The 23314-nt window shown below is 70.4% G+C and carries 18 protein-coding genes; 9 read left to right on the top strand and 9 right to left on the bottom strand.

Features of this window, described 5'->3' with window-relative positions; all coding sequences use genetic code 11:
- Positions 1-167: 167 nt before the first annotated feature.
- Together HWX76_RS09995 and HWX76_RS09990 are read right to left on the bottom strand one after the other, a co-directional pair.
- Positions 168-908, bottom strand: a complete 741-nt coding sequence (locus HWX76_RS09995) for a GNAT family N-acetyltransferase (RefSeq protein ID WP_050012760.1) — start codon at positions 906-908, stop codon at positions 168-170.
- A gap of 116 nt (positions 909-1024) precedes the next feature.
- Positions 1025-1273: a hypothetical protein gene (locus tag HWX76_RS09990; protein WP_148095985.1), complete on the bottom strand. Its 249-nt coding sequence runs from the start codon at positions 1271-1273 to the stop codon at positions 1025-1027.
- Between HWX76_RS09990 and HWX76_RS09985 the strand changes: the two genes are divergently transcribed.
- Positions 1272-1769: a DUF3331 domain-containing protein gene (locus tag HWX76_RS09985; RefSeq protein WP_089489419.1), complete on the top strand. Its 498-nt coding sequence runs from the start codon at positions 1272-1274 to the stop codon at positions 1767-1769. The two genes, HWX76_RS09990 and HWX76_RS09985, sit on opposite strands and share 2 nt — an antisense overlap.
- Here the strand turns inward: HWX76_RS09985 and HWX76_RS09980 are convergent.
- Entirely contained in the window at positions 1738-2940 is a 1203-nt protein-coding gene (locus HWX76_RS09980) for a GNAT family N-acetyltransferase (protein ID WP_176015759.1), read from the bottom strand. The two genes, HWX76_RS09985 and HWX76_RS09980, sit on opposite strands and share 32 nt — an antisense overlap.
- A 195-nt stretch (positions 2941-3135) precedes the next feature.
- On the opposite strand from HWX76_RS09980, the gene HWX76_RS09975 reads away from it, so the two are divergent.
- The 4 genes from HWX76_RS09975 to HWX76_RS09960 all read left to right on the top strand — a co-directional run bounded on the left by HWX76_RS09975 (position 3136) and on the right by HWX76_RS09960 (position 8832).
- Entirely contained in the window at positions 3136-4614 is a 1479-nt protein-coding gene (locus HWX76_RS09975; RefSeq protein ID WP_050012757.1) for a PLP-dependent aminotransferase family protein, read from the top strand.
- Positions 4615-5130: 516 nt separating this feature from the next.
- Positions 5131-6726, top strand: a complete 1596-nt coding sequence (locus HWX76_RS09970; RefSeq protein ID WP_176015758.1) for a trypsin-like peptidase domain-containing protein — start codon at positions 5131-5133, stop codon at positions 6724-6726.
- Between the two features lie 228 nt (positions 6727-6954).
- On the top strand, positions 6955-8166 hold the full coding sequence (locus HWX76_RS09965; RefSeq protein ID WP_176015757.1) for an MFS transporter: 1212 nt from the start codon (positions 6955-6957) through the stop codon (positions 8164-8166).
- Positions 8167-8292: 126 nt separating this feature from the next.
- Positions 8293-8832, top strand: coding sequence for a DUF4303 domain-containing protein (locus HWX76_RS09960; protein ID WP_176015756.1), 540 nt, complete (start codon positions 8293-8295; stop codon positions 8830-8832).
- Between the two features lie 55 nt (positions 8833-8887).
- Here HWX76_RS09960 and HWX76_RS09955 read toward each other — a convergent pair whose 3' ends face one another.
- From HWX76_RS09955 to cobA, 6 genes are all read right to left on the bottom strand, one after another.
- The gene (locus HWX76_RS09955) at positions 8888-9586 is read right to left on the bottom strand and encodes a fumarylacetoacetate hydrolase family protein (RefSeq protein ID WP_050012751.1); all 699 of its coding nucleotides are present in this window, start codon (positions 9584-9586) and stop codon (positions 8888-8890) included.
- Positions 9587-9703: 117 nt separating this feature from the next.
- A complete protein-coding gene (locus tag HWX76_RS09950) occupies positions 9704-10645 on the bottom strand; it encodes a helix-turn-helix transcriptional regulator (protein WP_176015755.1) in 942 nt (313 codons plus the stop codon).
- Positions 10646-10735: 90 nt separating this feature from the next.
- Positions 10736-11335 carry a uracil-DNA glycosylase family protein gene (locus tag HWX76_RS09945; protein ID WP_176015754.1) on the bottom strand — a complete coding sequence of 200 codons (600 nt, stop codon included), beginning with the start codon at positions 11333-11335 and terminating at the stop codon, positions 10736-10738.
- A gap of 134 nt (positions 11336-11469) precedes the next feature.
- Positions 11470-12522, bottom strand: coding sequence for a CmpA/NrtA family ABC transporter substrate-binding protein (locus tag HWX76_RS09940; protein ID WP_176015753.1), 1053 nt, complete (start codon positions 12520-12522; stop codon positions 11470-11472).
- A gap of 5 nt (positions 12523-12527) precedes the next feature.
- Complete coding sequence (locus tag HWX76_RS09935) at positions 12528-13121, bottom strand: ANTAR domain-containing protein (RefSeq protein ID WP_050012747.1); 594 nt, start codon at positions 13119-13121, stop codon at positions 12528-12530.
- Positions 13122-13241: 120 nt separating this feature from the next.
- Positions 13242-14003: a uroporphyrinogen-III C-methyltransferase gene (gene cobA, locus HWX76_RS09930; protein ID WP_050012868.1), complete on the bottom strand. Its 762-nt coding sequence runs from the start codon at positions 14001-14003 to the stop codon at positions 13242-13244.
- 659 nt (positions 14004-14662) lie between these two features.
- Between cobA and HWX76_RS09925 the strand changes: the two genes are divergently transcribed.
- Genes HWX76_RS09925 through HWX76_RS09910 form a run of 4 tightly spaced genes read left to right on the top strand, consistent with a single transcriptional unit; the run spans position 14663 to position 23179 of the window.
- Complete coding sequence (locus HWX76_RS09925) at positions 14663-15988, top strand: MFS transporter (protein WP_050012746.1); 1326 nt, start codon at positions 14663-14665, stop codon at positions 15986-15988.
- Between the two features lie 21 nt (positions 15989-16009).
- The gene (gene nirB, locus HWX76_RS09920) at positions 16010-18583 is read left to right on the top strand and encodes a nitrite reductase large subunit NirB (protein WP_176015752.1); all 2574 of its coding nucleotides are present in this window, start codon (positions 16010-16012) and stop codon (positions 18581-18583) included.
- A gap of 38 nt (positions 18584-18621) precedes the next feature.
- A complete protein-coding gene (nirD, locus tag HWX76_RS09915) occupies positions 18622-18969 on the top strand; it encodes a nitrite reductase small subunit NirD (protein WP_050012744.1) in 348 nt (115 codons plus the stop codon).
- Positions 18970-18985: 16 nt separating this feature from the next.
- Positions 18986-23179 carry a bifunctional nitrate reductase/sulfite reductase flavoprotein subunit alpha gene (locus tag HWX76_RS09910; RefSeq protein ID WP_176015751.1) on the top strand — a complete coding sequence of 1398 codons (4194 nt, stop codon included), beginning with the start codon at positions 18986-18988 and terminating at the stop codon, positions 23177-23179.
- Positions 23180-23314 lie beyond the last annotated feature (135 nt).

Raw genomic sequence — 23314 nt, 5'->3', positions numbered from 1 at the left:
TGCACCATGTCGCTTTTCGCCGTCCGGTAAAGGTTCGGAAGAAATGGCGGGTCGAATTTGCTGCGATAGCGAAGCGGCGAGTCGAGTGAGACGCCGGGACGTTCGTCTCAGCGCAATGAGACGAATCGCGAGACGAACCGCCACGGGCAGCGTTGCTCGATCCGCAGTCAGGCGAGCACTTCGTCGACGGCAACCGTCGCGAGCGCCGTGAATCCCGCAGCGCGGTACAGCGGCTGGCCGGCTTCGGTCGAGATGAGCCATACGCGCTGCGCACCGCGGTGCCGCGCGTGCGCGACGATCGCGGCGAGCAGCTGCGTCGCCAGGCCGCGACGCCGGTATGCGTCCGCCGTCCCGACGCGGTCGACGACGATATCGCGCGGCGACGCGAAACCATAGCGCGCGGTGGCCGCGATCTGGCCGTCGATGCGGTGCGCGAACAGGACCGCGGCCGGATTCGGCTGGAACGGCGGGAAGACGCCGCTGGCGTTGAACGCCGCGATGGCGTCCGGCGTGTCGCAGGCGAGTGCTCGCGCGAGCGCGTCGTCGCCGGACAGCCCGTCGATATCGGCGGCCATGAAGTGCTCGTCGGTCAGCCGGCGCGTCCTGCCGTGCAGCGCGGGCGGCAGCGGGGCCGCGCCGTAGCGCGTGATCCACGCGCCGACGGCAAACGGGCCGGCGCCGGCGACGGGCGCACCCTCGATCATGAAATGCTCGAACGGCCGGCCCATCGCGTCGTCGAACTGCACGACATGGCCGTCCGGGCCGTCGTACAGCGGCGCATCGCGCCGGTCGCGCGCGGCGCAGTATCCGGCGATGAACGCGCGTACGGCCGCCTTGCGGCGCGGGAAGGCGGACCACGCCTCGTCGAGCGGAAACAGCGTGGCCGGGGCGGGGGAGGCGGTCGGCATGCGTAGGTGCGCAGCGTTGTCGGGGGCGAGGCCAACAGCTTAAATCAGGACGCCGTCGGGCGTCGCGCCGGCCATTGTCGTCATCGCCGAAACGGATCGTTGCGCACGCTACCCCTTTACTTGAAGTTAACTTCAATTTGTATCATGTGCGGCAGTCCGATTGCGCTCGCGTCAGGCATCCCGTTGCACGCTGCCGCTTCGATGCCGGTGACGATGACCGAAGCGCCGGTCGCGGCCGATGCCGCCATGCCGCCGTCGCGCGGCTGCCGGCGCGGCGATCGGTCTGTTCCTGCGGCGCGAACCGATGGGCCGGCGCTGAGTGCTGCGCCTGCGTCGGTCCACCTGCACGGAAATCCGTCAAGCATGCTCGACATCATGGAAAGCCTGATCTGCGAAGAAGACCGGTCGTGCGATGTGCTCGCGTCCACGCTCGACGGAGACGATGCGCCGCCGTCGCGCGACGGCGTGGTCGCGCATCCGCTCGCGCCGATTCCGGCGCACGCGACGGCCGCGGCGTCGCCGTTGCGCCCGCAACTGTTCGTCACGGTACTGGAGGCGGGCGACGATGCACTGCTGGTGCGATGGGTCGAGAGCGGCCGCTGTCATTACGGCGAGCAGCGCTGGCGCCTGCGCGTCGCGTTGCAGCCCGGTCGCTGCGCGCTCTCGGGGCAGACGATCGAGCCGGGCGAGCCGGTGTTCCGGCCGGTGCGGCGGCCCGTGCCGGCCAATGGCGACGAGATGATCCACCCGGCAGCGGTGTCGGGTATGGACGGTTCGGCGTGCGATGGCGCGCCGGAGGACGGCGACGCACGCCGTCCGGGCGACGACGTTACTTCTTCAGATCGTGCCGGTACTGGATGAACCCGGCGTTGTTCGCGAGCTTGTCGTACAGCGCACGTGCGGTCGTGTTGGTTTCGTGCGTGAGCCAGTACACGCGGCTCGCGCCGGCTTCGCGGGCCCGTTCGTACACGGCCTCGATCAGCGCGCCGCCCGCGCCTTGCCCGCGCGCGTCGGGCGCCGTGTACAGGTCCTGCAGGTAGCAGTACGGCCCTTCCGTCCAGCACGAGCGGTGGTAGATCGCATGCACGATCCCGACCATCGCACCGGACGCGTCGAACGCGCCGAGCACGAACATCGGCTCGGCCGGGTCCATCAGGCGCGCCCAGGTCGTCGCGAACACCGTGCCGCTCAGCGCGGTGTCATAGAACGTCTGGTAACCCTGCCACAGCGGACGCCACGCGGCTTCGTCGGCGGCGACGAGCGGGCGCACCGTGACGCGCGTGGCGTCGTTTGCGCGGCTGGCCGCATCGCGCGCGGCGGCTTGCGCGTGGCGGATCGCGGTGAGCGACTGGCGCTGGTTGCCTTCGGCGTCGAAGTTATCCGGGGCGAGCCACGCGTCGAACGCGGCGCGGACGTCCGGCCATTCGCCGTCGATGATCGAGAACCACGCGGTGTCGCGATTGCGGCTGCGGTAGACGATCGCCTGCCGGAACGTGCCTTCGTAGCGGAAGCCGAGGCGCGCAGCCGCCTTGCGCGACGGCGCGTTCAGGTCGTCGCACTTCCATTCGTAGCGCCGGTAGCCGAGCGTGTCGAACGCATACTTCATCAGCAGGAACTGCGCTTCCGTCGACACCGGCGTGCGCTTGAGCAGTGGCGAGAACGTGACGGAGCCGACCTCGATCACGCCGTTGGCCGGATCGATGCGCATCAGCGCGAGCGTGCCGACCGCGCGGCCCGTGGCGCGATCGATCACCGTGTAGTGGAGCGGATCGGCGCTCGCCTGCGCGCCGCGCGCGTAGTCGCGGTAGCTGGACGCGTCGGCGTACGGGCCGTGCGCGAGATAGGTCCAGTCGCTGCCGTCGGGCGCTTGCGCGTAGGCGGCGTACAGGTCGGCCGCGTGGCGCTCGGCGTCGAGCGGTTCGAGTCGGCAGTAACGGCCTTCGAGCGCGATGCGCTCGGGGCGCGGACGCGCGGACCAGTCGGGAACGGGGTGGCCGATGGGCTGCTGGAAAGCGTTGGTGAGCGTGGGCAAGGTCGATCTCGCTTCGGTTGTCGGCCGGCGACATGCCGGCATGCAGACGATCGTAGTCCCGGCGAGGTACCATGAGAAGCGCCAGAGTATGGCAAATTTATGGTGCCATGAGCGGTGGCCGTCAGGCGTATGAGCGCTTACCGGTGCGCCACCGCCCATCCGTCCCGTTCCCGCCTTTCACGCTGCAATGTTCCGATGACGACTGCCTTTCCTTCCGCCGACGCGCCGTTGCTACCGCTCGATGCGCCGCTGGCGCGCGCGCCCGGCGCGCCTTCGCTGCAGCGCCAGTTGCTGCGCCGCGTGCGCGACGCGATTCTCGGCGGCGCGATGCCGGCCGGCACGCGGCTGCCCGGCACGCGCGCGCTGGCCGAAACGCTCGGCGTGTCGCGCAATACGACGGCCGCCGTGTACGAGCAGCTCGTCGCCGAAGGCTTCCTGCAGTCGGACCGTCGCGGCACGCGGGTCGTCGGGCTGTCGCGGCCCACGCCGCCGCGCCGGCGTGCGGCGCCGCCGGCCGTCGCGCAGCGGCTCGGCCGGATTCGCCCGAGTCTCGTCGGCACCGGCGAATCGGAGGGCTTCCGGCCGGGCGTGCCCGCGCTGTCGCATTTCCCGGTGGACGCGTGGCGGCATGCGATCGACCGTGCGTTGCGCCGCGCCGGCCGCGACCTGCTGGCGTACGGCGATCCGCTCGGCGAGCCCGCGTTGCGCGAATCGATCGCGCGCCATCTGGCCGTCACGCGCGGCGTGCGCTGCGACCCGGAGCAAATCGTGATCACCGAGGGCGCGCAGGGCGCGATCGCGCTGTGCGCGCAGTTGCTGACGAATCCGGGCGATACGGTGTGGGTCGAGGAGCCCGGCTATCGCGGCGCGCGCACCGCGATGCAGGCGGCGGACCTCGACGTCGTGCCGATGCCGGTCGACGCGGAAGGGCTGCGCGCGGAACCGGACGACTGGCGCGAGCGACCGCCGCGCCTCGTCTACACGACGCCGTCGAACCAGTTCCCGACCGGCGCCGTGCTGTCGATCTCGCGCCGGCTCGCGCTGATCGATGCGGCGCGCCGCCATCGCGCGTGGATCATCGAGGACGACTACGACAGCGAATTCCGTCACACCGGCGAGCCGATCGGCGCGATGCAGGGGCTCGCGTCCGATTCGCCGGTCGTCTATCTCGGTTCGTTCAGCAAGACGATGTTTCCGGCGCTGCGGATCGGCTTTCTCGTGCTGCCCGACACGTTGCTGGCCGCCGTGCGGCCGGCGCTGCCGGAGATGCTGCGCGGCGGGACGCGCCACGTGCAGCTCGCGCTGGCCGATTTCATCGAGACGGGCGAGTACGGCCGGCATCTCGGGCGGATGCGCCGGCTGTATCGCGACCGGCGGCGTTTGCTGCTCGCCGCGCTCGACAGCAGCCTGAGCGTGCCGCATCAGGTCGAGGGCGGCCCGTGCGGGCTGCATCTCGCGTTGCGGCTGCCGGCGCGTTATCGCGATCGCGCGATCGTCGAAGCGGCGCGCGCGCATGGCATCGGGCCGTTTCCGCTGTCGGGTTTCGCGATCGATGCGGCGCGGGCCGGCAACGGGCTCGTGCTCGGCTTCGGCAATACGTCGGCCGACGCGTTCGAGCCGATGTTGCGGATGGTGTCGACGATCGCGGAGCGGGTGGGCGCGGGTGGCGCGTGATGGTATGGTTTCGCGATTTCAACTGCTTGCTGCCCGATCGTGATGACGCTCCGCCCGTCATTCTTGTTCGTTGCCATTGCATGCATGTCGCAGGGGGCACGCGGTTACACGGCTGCGTTGCCGAACACGCAAGGCGTCGGCGGGGTGGCGGTATTGTCGTGCCACTGAACGGAGCGGGTGCCGGCTCGTCGACGGATGCGGACCGATGACGGACCATCCGCGCTTCGCATGCTGTCTGTCGGTGATGCGCGACAGGCTGACGATTGCCCGCAGACCGTCACGCTGACGCCGGCACGCGCACCGCTGCGTGGTGGATATTCGGATTGACGAACCGCGCGCTTTGTTCGAAACGAACGCCGTCGCGGTTCCGCCGCCACGGCGCCTCCCGGCATACGGGTTTCGATTCGTGTGTTCCAACCGGCGCGTGCGCTATAAATGGTTGGGTGTACCGGTGCTTGTCGGGCGCCTGCGCGTCTCGCGCAGGGTAGCGTCGCGGCTGCCGGGGGAGGTGGCACCGTGGTTTGCCAGACGCTTGCTCGCGCCGTGCTTCGCACCGCGTTGATCGGGGGCGTGTTTGCCGGATGTTGGCCGCCGCCCGCCGCCGTTGCCGGCACCCTCGCACCGCACGCCGCACCACCGGCGATGAAGGTGCGGCCGCCCGCCGCGCCTTACGCGATGCCGGTCGATTTCCCGGCGATCGTCGAGCGCTACGGCCCGGCGGTCGTGACCATCGTGGCCGCCACACCCGATCCGCAAACCGGCGGGCCGGCCTTTGCCGCCCTCGATCCCGACGATCCGCTCGCCGCGTTCTTCCGGCACGGTGCGGCGCCGCCCGCACATGCGGCGCCGGCGTCCGATACGCCGCGTGCGGTGTCCGGCAGCGGCTCGGGCTTCATCGTCAGCGCCGACGGCCTGATTCTCACGTCCGCCCACGTGGTCGACGAGGTGACCGACGTGACGGTGCGGCTCACCGACCGCCGCGAATTCAAGGGGACGGTGCTGGCCGTCGATCCGCAAAGCGATGTCGCCGTGCTGCGCGTCGACGCGACGAAGCTGCCGTTCGTGCGCGTCGGCGATTCGTCGAAGGTCCGCGCGGGCGAACCGGTGATGACGATCGGCGCGCCGGACGGATCGGGCAACACGGTCACGGCCGGCATCGTCAGCGCGACGTCGCGCCGCTTGCCGGACGGCAGCGCGTTTCCGTTCTTCGAGACCGACATCGCACCGAACCCGGACAACTCGGGCGGCCCCGTGTTCAATCGCGTGGGCGACGTGATCGGCATCGCGGTGCAGGTCTATACGGGCACCGATCGCTACGCAAGCACGACGTTCGCCATCCCGATCGCATTCGCGGCAAGGATGCGCGCCCAGTTGCGCGCGCAACAGCAGGCGCAGATGCAGACGCAACAGCAGGCGCAGCAGGCCCAGGCGCCTGCGCCGTCGGGCAATGCGCTGGGCGCGGACGTGCAGGACGTCGGCGTCGGGCTGGCCGCGGCGTTCGGGCTGCCGCGTCCGGCAGGCGCGCTCGTCAACGGCGTCGCGCCCGGCTCGCCGGCCGCCGCGGCGGGCCTGAAGCCCGGCGACGTGATCGTGAAGATGGGCGACAAGACCATCGGTCGCTCGGCGGAACTGGACGACCTGGCCGCCGCGCTGTTGCCCGGCGCGAAGGCGCCGCTGCGCGTGATCCGCAACCGTGCGCCGGTGAAGCTGACGATCACCGGCGCCGACGACGCGGGCATGAGCGCGGCCGCAACGGTCGGCATGGCCGCACCTAAGTCCGCTGGACGGCCGGGGCCGGGGCCGGCCGCCGGCGAGCCCGGCGACGGCGGTGCCAGCGGTGACCGCGGCGATCGCCTCGGGCTGACGATGCACGCGCTGAGCGACGCCGAGCGTCGGTCGACGGGGCTCGCGGTCGGGATGATGGTGGACGCGGTGCACGGCCCGGCCGCGCGCGCAGGCATCCTGCCCGGCGACGTCGTGCTGGAACTCAACGACACGCTGCTGGAGACGCCGGACGACGTGCAGACGCTCGAAGCGAGCGGCGGCAGCGTGATCGCCGTGCTGATCCAGCGCAACAACGCGCGGAAGTTCGTCTCGGTGCGCGTGCGGTAGGGCGTTGACGCGGCTGCTAGCGTCCGCCTAACATCGTCCGGTATCGCTGGCGGTCCGCCACGCATTCAGGAGCCACTCGGCATGAAAACGGCTTGCTTCATCGTAGTAGTCCACAGGCGCAGGGTCCGGTAGCGGCACCGCGCCGGCACCCATGCGCCCCCGACTCGTTCGGGGGCTTTTTTTTGTGTTGCGCACGGCCGTGCGGCCCGTGCGCGGGAGGGCATCCGCTTGTCATCGAACCTGCCGACCGCTTCCGATCCGGCGTCGCCGCGACACGCAACGTTGATCCTGTTGTGCGCGTTGTCGGTGCTGCCGCTGAGCCTGTTCCTGCCGTCGCTGCCGGCGATCGTGCGCGACCTGCACACCGACTATGCGCTCGTCGCGCTGTCGCTCGGTGGTTATGCGGCGGTGGCCGCGTCGCTCGAATGCGTGACGGGGCCGCTGTCCGACCGGTTCGGGCGGCGGCCGATCGTGCTGACGAGCGTCGCGATATTCGCGCTCGGTTCGCTCGGCTGCGCGATGGCGACCGATATTCGCGTGTTTCTCGGCTGCCGGCTGATGCAGGCGGCGATCACGTCGGTCTATCCGGTGTCGATGGCGGCGATCCGCGATACCGGCGGCGGGGCGCGCGCGGCGAGCCGGATCGGCTATGCGGCGATGGCCGCCGCGTTCGCGCCGATGCTCGGCCCGACGCTCGGCGGCGTGCTCGATCAGACGGTCGGGTGGCGCGCGAGCTTCTGGCTGCTCGGCGCGGTCGGCAGTGCGCTGTTCGGCTGGTGCGCGTTCGATCTCGTCGAAACCCATACGCGCCGGCCGTCGAGCTTCGCGCAGCAGCTTCGTGCGTATCCGGCGCTGCTGCGTGCGCGCCGTTTCTGGGCCTATGCGCTGTGCATGGCGTTTTCGACGGGCACGTTCTATGCCTTCCTGGCCGGCGCGCCGCTCGCCGCGAAAACGCTGTTCGGCATCGCGCCGGCGGAGATCGGCTTCTACATGGGGACGATCACGGCCGGTTTCGTGGGTGGCAGCTTGCTGGCCGCGCGGGTCGCGCGCCGCTACGCGCTGGCCACGACGATCCTGTGCGGGCGGGTCGCGGCGTGTGCGGGTCCGCTGACCGGCCTCGCGCTCGTGTCCGGCGGCGCGACGCACGCGCTCGCATGGTTCGGTCCGTGCGTGCTGGTCGGCATCGGCAACGGGCTGAGCAATCCAGGCGCCCATGCGGGCGCGGTGTCGGTGCGCCCGGAGCTGGCAGGCAGCGCGTCGGGGCTGGCCGGCGCGATGACGATCGGCGGCGGCGCCGCGCTGTCGTCGCTGACAGGCGCGCTGCTGACCCCGCGCAATGCCGGCTACCTGCCGCTCGCGATGATGCTGCTGTCGGCGGCGATCGCGCTGGCGGCCGCCGTGTGCGTGCGGGCGTTCGACGGGCAGGACGCCGGGCGGTGAGCGCGGGTGCGCCCCGGTACCGGCGCGCGGCCGAATGACGGACAATCCGCCGCATGCCGGGAGACGACGCATGATCCGCGCGCCGCGTGTCCCGGCGAGCGCGAAGGGCGACTGGACGAGGATGCGATGAGCGACTTTTCTGATTTCCAGCGGGACATTGCCGACGCCGCGAGGGCGACCTTCAGGGCGCTGCGGGCGTTGCACCCGGACGAGCATTTCTATGCGTTTGCGCTGTACACCGACAGCGGCGCGATGACGGTGGTGCCGGCCGCCAATTCTGTCGAAGGGCTGCGCCGAATCCGCGCGCAACAGGCGGTGGCGGACGACGATCCGTGGTTCGTGTGGGGCGTGTCCGAATGGGCGTACGCGGCGGCCGAGGCGTCGCCGTTCAACGCGATCTGCGGCAGGCTCGCCGACGAAGTGCTGAGCCCGCAGTTCGTCCAGTCGCGCTTCAGCGAATTTTCCCGGCAACTGCACGTCGACATGATCGCGGCATTGCGGCTGCTCGATCGCGACGGCGTGTTCGGCACGGGCGACGACCGGGCGGCCATCACGCTGTTCGCGTCGATCAGCGACGACGACGCGGCCGAGGCACTGGAAAACGCATCGGCGAAAGCGCTGAATCCGCCCGCCGTCGCCGACGCGTTCCTGCGCCGCTACGACTGACCGGCATCAGCATCTCGTACGGCGGCCCGGGCACGCGGCCGCCGCGCATGTCGCGTTACGGCTTCGCGCCGACCACGAATTCGAACGTCGCGATGCCGTCGACGCCGCCCGTCACGCGATCGCCCGGCTGCAGCGCGCCGACGCCGGCCGGCGTGCCGGTGAAGATCAGGTCGCCGGCCTTCAGCTCGACCGAGCGCGACACGTATGCGATGACGTCGGGCACGGGCCAGATCATGTCGGCGAGGTCGCCTTGCTGGCGCGTGTCGCCGTTGACCGCGAGCCAGATGCGGCCGGTCGCCGGGTGGCCGGTGGCCGTCGCCGCGCGCAGCGCGGTCACCGGGCCCGATGCGTCGAAACCCTTCGCCCAGTCCCACGGCCGGCTCAGCTTCTTCGCTTCGGCCTGCAGGTCGCGGCGCGTGAGGTCGACGCCGACGCCGTAGCCCCACACGTGCGACAGCGCGTCGGCCGGGTCGATCGACCGGCCGTCCTTGCCGATCGCGACGACCAGCTCGATTTCATGGTGGAGGTCGTTCGTCAGCGGCGGATAGGCGACCGTGCCGCTGGCCGGGACGATCGCGTCGGCCGGCTTCGTGAAGAAGAACGGCGGTTCGCGGTCGGGGTCGGCGCCCATTTCGCGGGCGTGGTCGGCGTAGTTGCGGCCGACGCAGAAGACGCGGCGCACCGGAAAGCGCGCGGACGACTGTTCGACTTCGACGGAAGGACGCTCGGCGGCGTCGATGACATAGGCGGACATCGGATTGGCCTCGTTCGGTAGGAAGACGGACGACCGGCGCGTCGGCCGGCATGCGTGCAACGATACCCGACGCGCGTGCGCGCGGATGCGACGCAACTGCGTTTTACCGGGACAAAACTACGCGTCGGCGGCCGGCTGCGTGTCGTCGGCGGCGGGCAGCGCGGCGTTCGCGTCGCGGTACGCTTTCGGCGACACGCCGACCCGCGCACGAAAGCGCCGTGCGAAATAGCCTTCGTCGCGAAAGCCGACCGAGCGTGCGATGTCCGCGATGCGCCGGCTGGTATGGGCCAGCAGCGACTGCGCGAGCGCGATCCGGCGCTCGGTCACGAGATCGGTGAAGGTGCTGCCGGTTTCCTTGCGCACCAGGTGCGCGAGGTAGTTCGGCGACAGAAACGCGGCTTCGGCGGTCGCGGCGAGCGTCAGGTCCTCCCGGGTCAGGTTCGCCCGCACGTGGCGCAGCACGCGGGCCAGTGCGTCGCGCCGGCCGGCGCGCTGGGCGCCGCGTTGCGCGAGCTTGTCGAGCGCGCCCGCGTACTGCGTGCAGACGAGCCCGATCAGTTGCAGCAGGTAGCCGCGCAGCAACGTGGTCGAGCCGAACGTGCGCACGCGATCGGCGTCGAGCATGCACAGCGCGAGGCGGCGCGCTTCGTCGTACGTATCGCCGGTCAGGATGAAATCGACGTGCTCCTGGAAGCGGAACGGCGTCAGCTCGGGGAAGCGGTGCGCGGGCACGTCCTCGAGATCGAGCGGATCGACGTCGAGATCGGCGCGCAGGAACGCCTGGCTGAAGTTGATCACGATGAAATGCGCGCCTTCCGGGTGCGGAATCAGGTGCTCGCGGTGCGGCAGCACGAACGCGAGCGCGCCGCGCGGAAACGGCCGCGTGACGCCGCCGATGCGCTGCTCGGTGTCGCCGCCGAGATTGAACTGGATCTGGAAATACGCGTGCCGGTGCGGCTCGGTGATCGCCTGGCGCGACGCCTGGTCGCGGATGTAGAAATCGAGCCGGTCGCTGCGTTCGGGCATCCCGTACAGGCGCGGCGGGGCGGTGGAGGGCATGAAGGATTGTGCTGTTCGTGACGCGGTGGAGCCGCGATGGTACAGCGAACCGGGCGCGACGGGGACGGGCGCGGCCCCGCGCCTACCCGGTCAGCCCGTCGCGAGCGGCGCGACCCGGCGCCGCAGTTCGGGCACGACGTCGGCGTCGAACCACGGATGGCGCTTGAACCATGCCTGGTTGCGCGGCGACGGATGCGGCAGCGGCAGGATCGCGGGGCCGTAGTCGCGCCACGCATGCACGGTGTCGGTCAGCGTCGCCTTGCGCGCGCCGCGCAGGAAATGCCGCTGCGCGTACTGGCCGATCAGCAGCGTGAGCCGGATCGACGGCAGTTCGGCCAGTAGCCGGTCGATCCACAGTGGCGCGCATTCGGGGCGCGGCGGGTTGTCGCCGCTCGCGCCGCGGCCCGGGTAGCAGAAGCCCATCGGCACGATCGCGAAGCGCGTCTCGTCGTAGAAGGTGTCGGCGTCGACGCCGAGCCAGTCGCGCAGCCGCTTGCCGCTCGCGTCGTCCCACGGGATGCCGCTCGCATGGACGCGCGCGCCCGGCGCCTGCCCGACGATCAGGATGCGTGCGTCGCGATGCGCGCGCACGACCGGGCGCGGGCCGAGCGGCAGGTCGGCTTCGCATGCACGGCACGCGCGGATTTCGGTGAGCAGCACGTCGAGCGGCGCGCGCGTTGGTTTCGGCATTGATTCGGAGCGGGGATGGGGTGGCGAGGCGGTGTCGCCCGAGCGGCACGAGCGGCCGGCGGTCGGCGGCCGGGCCCCCTCCGGGGCGCCGGCGGGTACCGGCTGCACTGCGCGGTGCGCGCTACGGCTACGCGCTACGCCAGCGACAGACCCGCCGCGCCGCCTTCGGCGACCGCAGCATCATACAACGCGGTCTGCGCGATCGCCGCGGCGATGCCCGCGTCGTCGTGCGAACCGTCGAGCATGCCCCAGCGCCGGTATTGCGACAGGAACCACAGGCCCTCGCGCGGATCGGGCCGGTTCACCGCGCCGCCGTCGTGAAAACGGATCGGCAGCGGCGGCGTCGCAAACGGCCCCGCGCCGTAGTCGCCGAGCAGGCGCGGCGCGATCAGCCGGGCCGGCACGCCGAGCGCGTCGGGCGACGCAAGCCAGTCGGCCGCCTCGCGGCGGTGCGCGGCGCTGTCGAGCCACGCGCATGCGTCGACAAGCGTGCGGACCAGCGCACGTGAGGCGGCCGGATACAGTGCGACGAAATCGCGCCGGGTCGCAAGCACCTTCTCCGGGTGATCGGGCCAGATCTCGCTCGTGACGGCGACGGTGCGGCCTGCGCCGCACGCTTCGGCCACCGCGTGCCACGGCTCGCCCGCGCAGAAGCCGTCGAGCTCGCCGCCCGCGAGCGCCGCGACCATCTCGGGCGGCGGAATCACGACGCTGCGCACGTCGCGCAGCGGATCGACGCCGTGCGACGCGAGCCACGCGTTCAGCCACATCGCGTGCGTGCCGGTCGGGAAAGTTTGCGCGAGCAGCGGCTTGCGGCCGAGCGTCGCGAACGCGGCGCGCACGCTGCCGGTCTCACGGTAAGCGTCGGCGAGGCCGCGCGATAACGTGATCGCCTGGCCGTTGCGGTTCAGCACCATCAGCGCGGCCATGTCGGCCTGCGGGCCGCCGATGCCGAGCTGCAGCCCGCAGACGAGCCCATACAGCGCATGCGCGGCGTCGAGCTCGCCGCTGAGCAGCTTGTCGCGCACGGCCGCCCACGACGGCTGGCGGCTCAATTCGAGCGTGAGGCCATGACGCGCACCGAGGTTCAGGCGTTGCGCGACGATCAGCGGGGCCGCGTCGCTGAGCGCGACGAACCCGAGGCGAAGATGCGCGCGTTCCGGCGCGGCGGGAGGAGAGGTATTCATTGGACTCATGACTGGGGTGACGCGTCGAGCAATTGTCGCGCGACGTCGACGATGCGCAGGCCCTGATCCATCGCGCGCTTGCGCAGCGCCGCATAGGCGTCGTGTTCGGACAGCTTGCGCTGGTCCATCAGCACGCGTTTCGCGCGGTCGATCAGCTTGCGCTCCTCGAGTTCGCGCTCGACGTCGGCCAGCCGGCGGCGCAGCGCGTCGTCGTGCGAGAAGCGCGCGAGCGCGACTTCGAGAATCGGCGCGAGGCGCTCGGCCGACAACCCTTCGACGAGATATGCGCTGACGCCCGCGCCGACCGCCGCGCGGATCAGTTCCTGGTCGGCGTCGTGGCTGAACATCAGCACGGGGCGCGGCGCGGTTGCATGCATGACCGCGAGTTGCTCGAGCGTGTCGCGCGACGGCGAATCGGTATCGATGATCACGACGTCGGGGCGTTGCTCCTCGACGGCCGCCGGCAGGCGCGCGGGCGTCGCGACGTCGTTCAGCATCTCGTAGCCGAGGCGCGCGAGCGCGTCGCCGAGTTCGCCGATCGGCTTGTCGGTATCGGTGACGAGCAGCACGCGCAGGCGGGCGGGGGCGGACGAACTCATGAGGCGGGCAACAGGAGCAGTGATGCGTCGGTGCAACCGGCGAGCGATGCAGGCAGGCCGCACGCGCGGCCGGGGCGAAAGGAAACGGGGAGCGGCTGAGGCCGCGCGATGCCGCGCATGTCAGGCGGCCCGCGCAAGCGCCGCGTCGGCTGCCGCGTCCGCGTCCTGCGCGGCCGCTTCGCCGATCGCGCCGCCGACGAGGATCACGGCCGGGCTGCCGAGCCGCGCCGCTTCGACGCCGCGCGCGAGCGTGCCGAGCGTGCCGGTCCAGCGGCGCTCGTCGGGCGTGCCGGCCCATTGCACGGCTGCCGCCGGCGTCGACGCGGGGAGCGCGGCGAGCAGGCCGGCCGCGATGCTGTCGACGCGGCTCATCCCCATGTAGATCGCGAGCGTGGTGCCGGTCGCCGCGAGCCGTGCCCAGTCGGGTTCGCCATGGTCCTGGCGGTGCGCGGTGACGAACGTGACGCCCTGGCAGTGCTCGCGGTGCGTGAGCGAGATGCCGAGGCTCGCGGCGGCGGCGAATCCCGACGAGATGCCGTTGACGATCTCGACCGGAATCGCGGCCGCGCGCAGCGTCGCGAGCTCTTCGCCGGCGCGCCCGAACAGCAGCGCGTCGCCGCCCTTCACGCGCACCACGTGCGCGCCGCGCAGCGCGTAGCGACGCATCAGCTTCTCGATGAACGCCTGCGGCGTGGAGCGGCAGCCGCCGCGCTTGCCGACGCGGATCACGCGCGCCTGCGGCGCGAGTCCGACAATGCCGGGCGCGACGAGATCGTCGAGCAGCAGCACGTCGGCGGCGGCCAGCGCCTTTACCGCCTTCAGCGTGAGGAGATCGGGGTCGCCGGGGCCGGCGCCCAGCAGCGTGACTTTGCCTGTCGTCATTGTCGTATTCCTGTGCCGCATCGCATCGCTGCGGCGGTCTGATGTCGCGTTGTTGCGCGGCGGCGGCGGGCGGTCGAAACGCACCGGCATCCGGCCGTGCCGTGCACGGGGGGACGCCGTTGTCCTGTCGGACCCGCCGTGAAGGGCGGGCAGGGTTTTGCGGGGACTGCCCACCGGCGCCGTTGCCGGTGATGCATAGCGTTCAGCAATATCCGGGCCAACCGGCGCAACGCGCGGTCAGCGCATGCCGCGATGCACTGCGCGATGGCCGCACGCGTGCATGCGCATGCCTCACATAGGCCGTCGCCATGTCGCATCGGTGTGCATCGTGCGCCGTCCGCGCGCACCGCGATGTCGCACGGCGACAGTGCTGCAGCGCACCACATCTGTGCCTCGGTGCATCGCGACGGAGAGCGCGCGATGCGTCGCCTCGCGTCGCGTGCTGTCCGGCAAGCCTTGTGCGACGAGGCTTTCGGCCGGATTCGTGCCGATATGGCACGGCGTTTGCGTAAGCTGGTTCGGGCGGATCAACGGCGATTCGCCCGCAGTACCGAATACTGACGCGCCCGGCAACGGGCTTCATGGGCAACGGCGTCCTACGCATCGGGTCTCGACGAGACCGGGTGCGCAGGACGCCGTTTTTCGTTTGGGCGGACGACATGACCGACAAAGCTACCCGTATCGATCTCTTCAGCCTCCGCACCGCGCCGATGCGCGCGTTCCATCTGACGTGGATGGCGTTCTTCGTATGCTTCTTCGCGTGGTTCGCGTGCGCGCCGCTGATGCCGCTGATCGCGCGCGAATTCCATCTCACGGCGGCGCAAGTCGCGAACATCAACATCGCCGCGGTCGCCGCGACGATCGCCGTGCGGCTGCTGGTCGGCCCGATGTGCGACCGCTTCGGCCCGCGCCGCGTGTATGCCGGGCTGCTGCTGCTCGGCGCGATTCCCGTGTTCGCCGTGTCGTTCACGCACGACTACCTGTGGTTCCTGATCTGCCGGCTCGGCATCGGCGCGATCGGCGCGGGCTTCGTGATCACGCAGTACCACACGTCGGTGATGTTCGCGCCGAACGTGGTCGGCACCGCGAACGCGACGACGGCCGGCTGGGGCAATGCCGGCGCGGGCGCGACGCAGGCGCTGATGCCGCTGCTCGTCGCCGCGGGCCTGATGCTCGGCTTCGGCGAGGATTCGTCGTGGCGCATCGCGCTGGTCGTGCCGGGCGTGGCGATGCTCGTGATGGCGTGGGCGTACTGGCGCTTCACGCAGGACTGCCCGCAAGGCGATTTCGTCGCGCTGCGCAAGCAGGGCGTAACGATCGACAGCGGCAAGAAGGGCGGCTGGGCGAGCTTCTTCGCGGCCTGCGGCAACTACCGCGTGTGGATGCTGTTCGTCACGTACGGCGCGTGCTTCGGCGTCGAGGTGTTCATCCACAACATCGCCGCGCTGTACTACGTCGATCATTTCAAGCTGTCGCTGAAGGACGCCGGCTTCGCGGTCGGGATGTTCGGGCTGCTCGCGCTGTTCGCCCGCGCGCTCGGCGGCTGGCTGTCCGACAAGATCGCCGCACGCCGCAGTCTCGACGTGCGCGCGACGCTGCTGTGCGCGCTGATCATCGGCGAAGGGCTCGGGCTGATCTGGTTCTCGCATGCGCAAGGCATCGGCATCGCGCTCGTCGCGATGCTCACCTTCGGCCTCTTCACGCACATGGCGTGCGGCGCGACCTACGCGCTGGTGCCGTTCATCGACCGCAAGGCGCTCGGCGGCGTCGCGGGCATCGTCGGCGCGGGCGGCAACGTCGGCGCGGTCGCCGCGGCTTTCCTGCTGAAGGGCGTCGGCGACGTGCAGCACACGTTGAGCCTGCTCGGCCTTGCCGTGACCGCGACCGCGTTGTGCGCGATGGCCGTGCGCTTCAGCGAAGAACACAAGGCGCGCGAAGCCGAGCTGCGCGATCGCGCGCTGGCCGCCGCGAGCGCCGCGAACTGATCGACCGAAGGAACCGTCATCATGAAACTCATCGTCATCGGCCACGGCATGGTCGGCCACAAGCTCCTCGAATGCGTCGCGGCGCAAGCCGGCGTGGCCGGCGCGCTGCAGGCCACCGTGCTCGGCGAGGAGCCGCGCCCGGCCTACGATCGCGTGCATCTGTCGGAATTCTTCGCCGGCAAGTCGGCGGACGAGCTGTCGCTCGTCGAACCCGGCTTCTTCGCGCGCCATCCGCAATTCGACCTGCGCCTGAACGCGCAAGTCGCATCGATCGACCGCGCCGCGCATACGGTCACGCTCGCGTCGGGCGAAACGCTCGCGTACGACAAGCTGGTGCTCGCCACCGGCTCGCGTCCGTTCGTGCCGCCGGTGCCGGGCCGCGATCGCGCGGGCTGCTTCGTGTACCGGACGATCGAGGATCTCGAAGCGATGCAGGCGTGCGGCGCGCACGCGAAGCGCGGCGTCGTGATCGGCGGCGGGCTGCTCGGCCTCGAATGCGCGAAGGCGCTGCGCGACATGGGGCTTGAAACGCACGTCGTCGAATTCGCGCCGCGCCTGATGGCCGTGCAGGTCGACGACGGCGGCGGCCGGATGCTGCGCGCGAAGATCGAGGCGCTCGGCGTGACCGTGCATACCGGCAAGAACACGCTCGAAATCGTCGACGGCGACGAAGGCGCGCACCGGATGGCGTTCGCCGACGGCTCGCATCTCGACACCGACATGATCGTGTTCTCGGCCGGCATCCGTCCCCGGGACGAACTGGCCCGCGCGTGCGGGCTCGAGATCGGCCCGCGCGGCGGCATCGCGATCGACGACGCGTGCCGTACGAGCGACGCCGACATCTACGCGATCGGCGAATGCGCGGCCTGGAACGGCATGGTGTACGGCCTCGTCGCGCCCGGCTACGACATGGCGCGCGTGGTCGCGAAGCAGCTCGCGGGCGACGCGGACGAAGCGGCGGACGCCGCGTTCGCCGGCGCCGACATGAGCACCAAGCTGAAGCTGATGGGCGTCGACGTCGCGAGCATCGGCGACGCGCACGGCACGACGGCCGGCAGCCGCACCTACCAGTACGCGGACGAGCGCCGCCAGGTCTACAAGAAGCTCGTGGTGTCCGACTGCGGCAAGTTCCTGCACGGCGCGGTGATGGTCGGCGATGCGGCCGAGTACGGCACGCTGCTGCAGATGATGCTGAACCGCATCGAGTTGCCCGAGTCGCCGGAATTCCTGATCCTGCCGTCGTCGGACGGCGCGGCGAAGCCGGCGATCGGCGTCGATGCGCTGCCGGAAGGCGCGCAGATCTGCTCATGCAACAACGTGTCGAAGTCGCAGATCTGCGCGGCCGTCGCAGACGGCGCGACGAGCCTCGGCGCGCTGAAGACGTGCACGGGCGCCGGCACGTCGTGCGGCGGCTGCGTGCCGCTCGTCACGCAGATCATGAAGGCCGAGATGAAGAAGCAGGGCCTCGCGGTCAACAACCATCTGTGCGAGCACTTCCCGTATTCGCGCCAGGAGCTGTTCCACCTGATCCGCGTCGAGCGCATCACGACGTTCGACGCATTGCTGCACAAGCACGGCCGCGGGCTCGGCTGCGACGTGTGCAAGCCGGCCGTCGCGGGCATCCTCGCGTCGTGCTTCAACGAGTTCGTGCTGAAGAAGGAGCACGCCGGCCTGCAGGATTCGAACGACTACTACCTCGCGAACATCCAGCGCGACGGCACGTATTCGGTCGTGCCGCGCATGCCGGGCGGCGAAGTCACGCCGGAAGGGCTGATCTCGGTCGGCCAGGTCGCGAAAAAATATGGCCTCTACACGAAGATCACCGGCGGCCAGCGCGTCGACCTGTTCGGCGCGCGCGTCGAGCAACTGCCGTCGATCTGGGAGGAGCTGATCGCGGCCGGCTTCGAATCGGGGCACGCGTACGGCAAGGCGCTGCGCACGGTGAAGTCGTGCGTCGGGTCGACGTGGTGCCGCTACGGCGTCGACGATTCGGTCGGCCTCGCGATCGACCTGGAAAATCGCTACAAGGGGCTGCGCGCGCCGCACAAGATCAAGTTCGGCGTGTCCGGCTGCACGCGCGAGTGCGCGGAAGCGCAGGGCAAGGACGTCGGCATCATCGCGACCGAGAAGGGCTGGAACCTGTACGTGTGCGGCAACGGCGGGATGAAGCCGCGCCACGCGGAACTGCTTGCGTCCGATCTCGATCGCGACACGCTGATCCGCTATATCGACCGCTTCCTGATGTTCTACGTGCGCACGGCCGACCGGCTGCAACGCACCAGCGTGTGGCGCGACAACCTCGAAGGCGGCCTTGATTATCTGGCCGACGTCGTCGTGCACGACAAGCTCGGGATCGCGGCCGAGCTCGAAGCCGACATGCAGCACGTGGTCGACACCTACGAGTGCGAATGGAAGCGCGCCGTCACCGATCCCGACACGCGCAAGCGCTTCCGCCACTTCGTGAACAGCGACGCGCCGGATACGACCATCGAGTTCGTCGAGACGCGCGGCCAGATCCGGCCCGCGACGCCCGGCGAGCGCGGGGGCGGGAAACCCGTGTCGATTCCCGTCGTCGCCGAACCCGCAACCGTTTGACTCTGACCGACACCAGCGTCTTTTCCAAGGAGCCCATCATGAACGATCGTCTTCCGCTGTCCTGGACCCGCGTGTGCCCGCTCGACGACATCGTGCCGAACACCGGCGTATGCGCGCTCGTCAACGGCGAGCAGGTCGCCGTGTTTCACGTCGCGCATGCCGAGGAAGGCGGCGTGTTCGCGATCGACAACGTCGATCCCGTGTCGCAGGCCGCCGTGATGTCGCGCGGGCTGATCGGCAGCCTCGGCGAGCGCGTCGTCGTTGCATCGCCGTTGTACAAGCAGCACTTCGACCTGCGCACCGGCGAATGCCTGGAAGCGCCCGAGAAATCGGTGAGCGCGTATCCGTCGCGGGTCGAGGACGGCTTCGTATGGATTGCGGCCTGAGCGCCCCGGAGCACGCATGACCGCCACCCCCGTCAAGAGCGTGTGCCCGTACTGCGGCGTCGGCTGCGGGATGGTGCTGCACGTCGAGGATGGCGAAGTCGTCAAGGTGTCCGGCGACGCCGACCATCCGACCAACTTCGGGCGGCTGTGCACGAAGGGTTCGTCCGCGCACGTCGCGCTGCGCCGCTCGGGGCGGCTCGACCGTGCGTTCGTGCGCCGCGCCCGCGAGGACGACCTCGTGCCGCTGCCGGCGCGCGACGCGATCGCCGAGACCGCGCGGCGGCTGCGGGCGGTGCTCGATACGCACGGGCCCGATGCGCTGTCGTTCTACGTGTCGGGGCAGATGTCGATCGAGGCGCAGTACCTCGTCAACAAGCTCGCGAAGGGCTTCGTCGGCACCAACAACATCGAGTCGAATTCGCGGCTGTGCATGGCGAGCGCGAGCACCGGCTACAAGCAGTCGCTCGGCGCGGACGGGCCGCCCGGGTCGTACGAGGATTTCGATCGCGCGAACCTGTTCTTCGTGATCGGCGCGAACATGGCCGACTGTCATCCGATCCTGTTCCTGCGGATGATGGATCGCGTGAAGGCCGGCGCGAAGCTGATCGTCGTCGATCCGCGCCGCACCGGCACCGCCGACAAGGCCGACCTGTTCCTGCAGATCCGGCCAGGCACCGATCTCGCGCTGACCAACGGGCTCTTGCATCTGCTGCATGCGAACGGGCGCACCGACGCCGCGTTCATCGATACGTACACCGAAGGCTGGGACGCGATGCCCGCGTTCCTCGCCGACTACACGCCCGAGCGCGTCGCCGAGATCACGGGGCTCGCGGAAGCCGACATCCGCACGGCCGCGCAATGGATCGGCGACGCGCAGGAATGGATGAGCTGCTGGACGATGGGGCTCAACCAGAGCACGCACGGCGTGTGGAACACCAACGCGATCTGCAACCTGCATCTCGCGACCGGCGCGATCTGCCGCCCGGGCAGCGGGCCGTTCTCGCTGACCGGCCAGCCGAACGCGATGGGGGGACGCGAGATGGGCTACATGGGGCCGGGGCTGCCGGGCCAGCGCTCGGTGGCGTCCGATGACGACCGCCGCTTCGTCGAGAACCTGTGGCGCGTGCCGGCCGGCACGCTGCGCAAGGACACCGGCAACGGCACGGTCGACCTGTTCGAGCGGATGGCGGCCGGCGACATCAAGGCATGCTGGATCGTCTGCACGAACCCGGTCGCGACCGTGCCGAACCGGCGCAACGTGATCGCCGGGCTGCAAGCCGCGGAACTCGTGATCGCGCAGGACGCGTTCCTCGACACCGAGACCAACCGCTACGCGGACATCCTGCTGCCCGGCGCGCTGTGGGCGGAGGGCGACGGCGTGATGATCAATTCCGAGCGCAACATGACGCTGATGCGCGCGGCGGTCGCGCCGCCCGGCGACGCGTTGCCCGACTGGCGCATCATCGCGGAAGTCGCGCGCGCGATGGGCTTCGGCGATGCGTTCGACTATGCGTCGGCGGCCGACGTGTTCGACGAGATCGTCCGTTTCTCGAATCCGGCGACCGGCTACGACCTGCGCGGCGCGAGCCACGCGGCGCTGCGCGATGGGCCCGTACAGTGGCCGGTCGCGCCGGGCGCCGCGCGCGAGCGGCACCCGATCCGCTACCTGAACGACGGCGTGAACCAGGCGCTGCGCCCGGCAGCCGGCGGCAACGACGCGCCGCGCCTCGCGTTCCCCACGCCGTCGGGCAAGGCGCGCTTTTTTGCGCGGCCGCACGTCGATCCGGCCGAGCTGCCCGACGACATGTTCCCGATCGTGCTGAACACCGGGCGGCTGCAGCATCAGTGGCACACGATGACGAAGACGGGCAAGGTCGCGATGCTGAACAAGCTCAACCCGCGCCCGTTCGTCGAACTGCACCCGGACGATGCGAGCGCGCTCGGCATCGCCGCGAAGGACAGCGTCGAGATCCGTTCGGCGCGCGGCCGCGCGGTGCTGCCGGCCGTCGTGACCGACCGCGTGCGGCGCGGCAACTGCTTCGCGCCGATGCACTGGAACGACGTGTACGGCGACGATCTGTGCATTAACGCGGTGACGAACGACGCGATCGACGCGGAATCGCAGCAACCCGAACTGAAATACTGCGCGGTCGCGCTGACGCGCGTCGACACGGACGCGTTCGCGTCGACCGCCGACGACACGGCGCGCACCGACGCACGCGAGGACGATGCACCGCCCGCGCCCGTGCCCGCGATAGCGCCGATCACGGCCTCACAGGAATCCGACATGGCAGACATCGACACTTTCGCGGCCGCGCTCGGCGTCGCCGATTTCGCGCCGCCGCCGCTGACCGACACCGAGCGGCTGTACGTGGCCGGCCTCGTCAGCGGGTTGAAGGCGAGCGCCGGCCGTCGCGAAGGCAGCGTGCCCGTGCTGCCGGCCGGCGCGCCGTTGACGCCGCCCGTGCGGTTCTGGCTCGACGGCATGCTCGCGGGGCTGTTCAGCCGCTCGCTGCCCGCGCACGCCGCGGAGCGTGCCGCGCCCGCGCTGCCGCCCGACGCTGCCGCGGCCGGCGGCGTGCGCATCGTGCGCCCGCGCCCGAAGGTCACGTTGTTGTGGGCGTCGCAGACCGGCAACATCGAATCGTTGACCGACGATTACGCGACCAAGCTGATGAACGCGGGCTTCGAGATCCGCACCGCGTGCATGTCCGACTATCCGGTCGCGTCGCTGGCCGGCGCGCAATACGTGCTGCTGATGACGAGCACGTTCGGCGACGGCGATGCGCCCGACAACGGCAGCGAGTTCTGGGACGCGTTGCAGGGCGGCAGCGCCGCGCGCCTCGACGGCGTGCATTTCGCGGTGCTCGCGTTCGGCGACCGCAACTACGACCAGTTCTGCGGCCACGGCCGCCGGCTCGACGCGCGGCTCGCGGAACTCGGCGCGGCGCGCCTGTGTGCGCGCGTCGATTGCGACGTCGAATTCCAGCACGATGCCGATCAATGGCTCGAGCGCGTCGTCGCGCGGATCAAGGAGGCCGATGCCGCGCTGCACGCGGTGCCGGCCGGTGGATTGAGCCCGTCGGGGCTGCTGCCGACGAAAGCGCATCCGGCGCCGTCGAAACTCGTCGCGAACCTGCGGCTGAACCGGCCGGGCGCCGCGAAGGACACGCGCTACGTGTCGCTGTCGACCCAGGGCGCGAACCTCGAATACGAAACCGGCGATGCGCTCGGCGTGTGGCCGACCAACTGCCCGGAGCTGGTCGACGAACTGCTGTCCGTCACCGCGCTGAAGGCCGATGCACCCGTGTCGGTGCCGGGCGTCGGCGATATCCGGCTCGGCGACGCGCTCGCGCGCCACTTCGACATCACGCGCCCGCATCCGGACACGCTGGCCTTCATCGCGTCGCGCAGCGCGAACGGCGCGCTGAAGTCGCTGCTCGGCGACGATCGCAAGGCCGACCTCAAGCAATGGTTGTGGGGGCAACAGCTTGCGGACGTGCTGCACGAATACCCGGTCGAGCTGTCGGGCGCGGAGCTGGTCGGCATGCTCAAGCGCATGCAGCCGCGCCTGTATTCGATCGCGTCGAGCCCGAGCGCGCACGCGGGCGAGATTCACCTGACCGTGTCTGCCGTGCGCTATCACAACGGCCGGCGCGCGCGCAAAGGCGTCGCGTCGACGTTCCTCGCCGATCGCGCGGACGACAGCCGCGTGCCCGTGTTCGTGCAGAAGTCCGCGCATTTCCGGCCGCCGGTGAACGGCGACGTGCCGATCGTGATGGTTGGTCCCGGCACCGGCGTCGCGCCGTTCCGCGGCTTCCTGCACGAGCGGCAGGCGCGCGGCGCGCGCGGGCGCAACTGGCTGTTCTTCGGCGAGCAGCACGCGCAGACCGACTTCTACTACGGCGACGAGCTGAGCGCGATGCGCGACAGCGGGTTCCTCACGCGGCTCGATCTCGCGTTCTCGCGCGACCAGGCCGACAAGGTCTACGTGCAGGACCGGATGCGCGAGCAGGGCGCCGAGCTGTTCGCATGGCTGGAGGAAGGCGCGCACTTCTACGTGTGCGGCGACGCCGCGCGGATGGCGAAGGACGTCGATACGGCGCTGAAGGCGATCGTCGCCACGCACGGCGGCATGTCGGACGAAGCCGCGAACGACTACGTCGCGCGGCTTTCGAAGGCACGGCGCTATATGCGGGACGTGTATTGACCGGGCGAGCGACGGGCGTCTTGGGGCGCTTGCCGCTCCGCCGTCAGCTTGGAAACGCTAACCACATGAATGGCGGGGCGATTAATCCGTCGCGCGCTCGATGAGCCTATACGATGTTTCGCTGACGAGGAGGCC

Source organism: Burkholderia sp. BCC0398 (assembly GCF_902833245.1).
Classification (GTDB): domain Bacteria; phylum Pseudomonadota; class Gammaproteobacteria; order Burkholderiales; family Burkholderiaceae; genus Burkholderia; species Burkholderia sola.
This window is presented reverse-complemented; position numbering and strand designations above follow the sequence as displayed.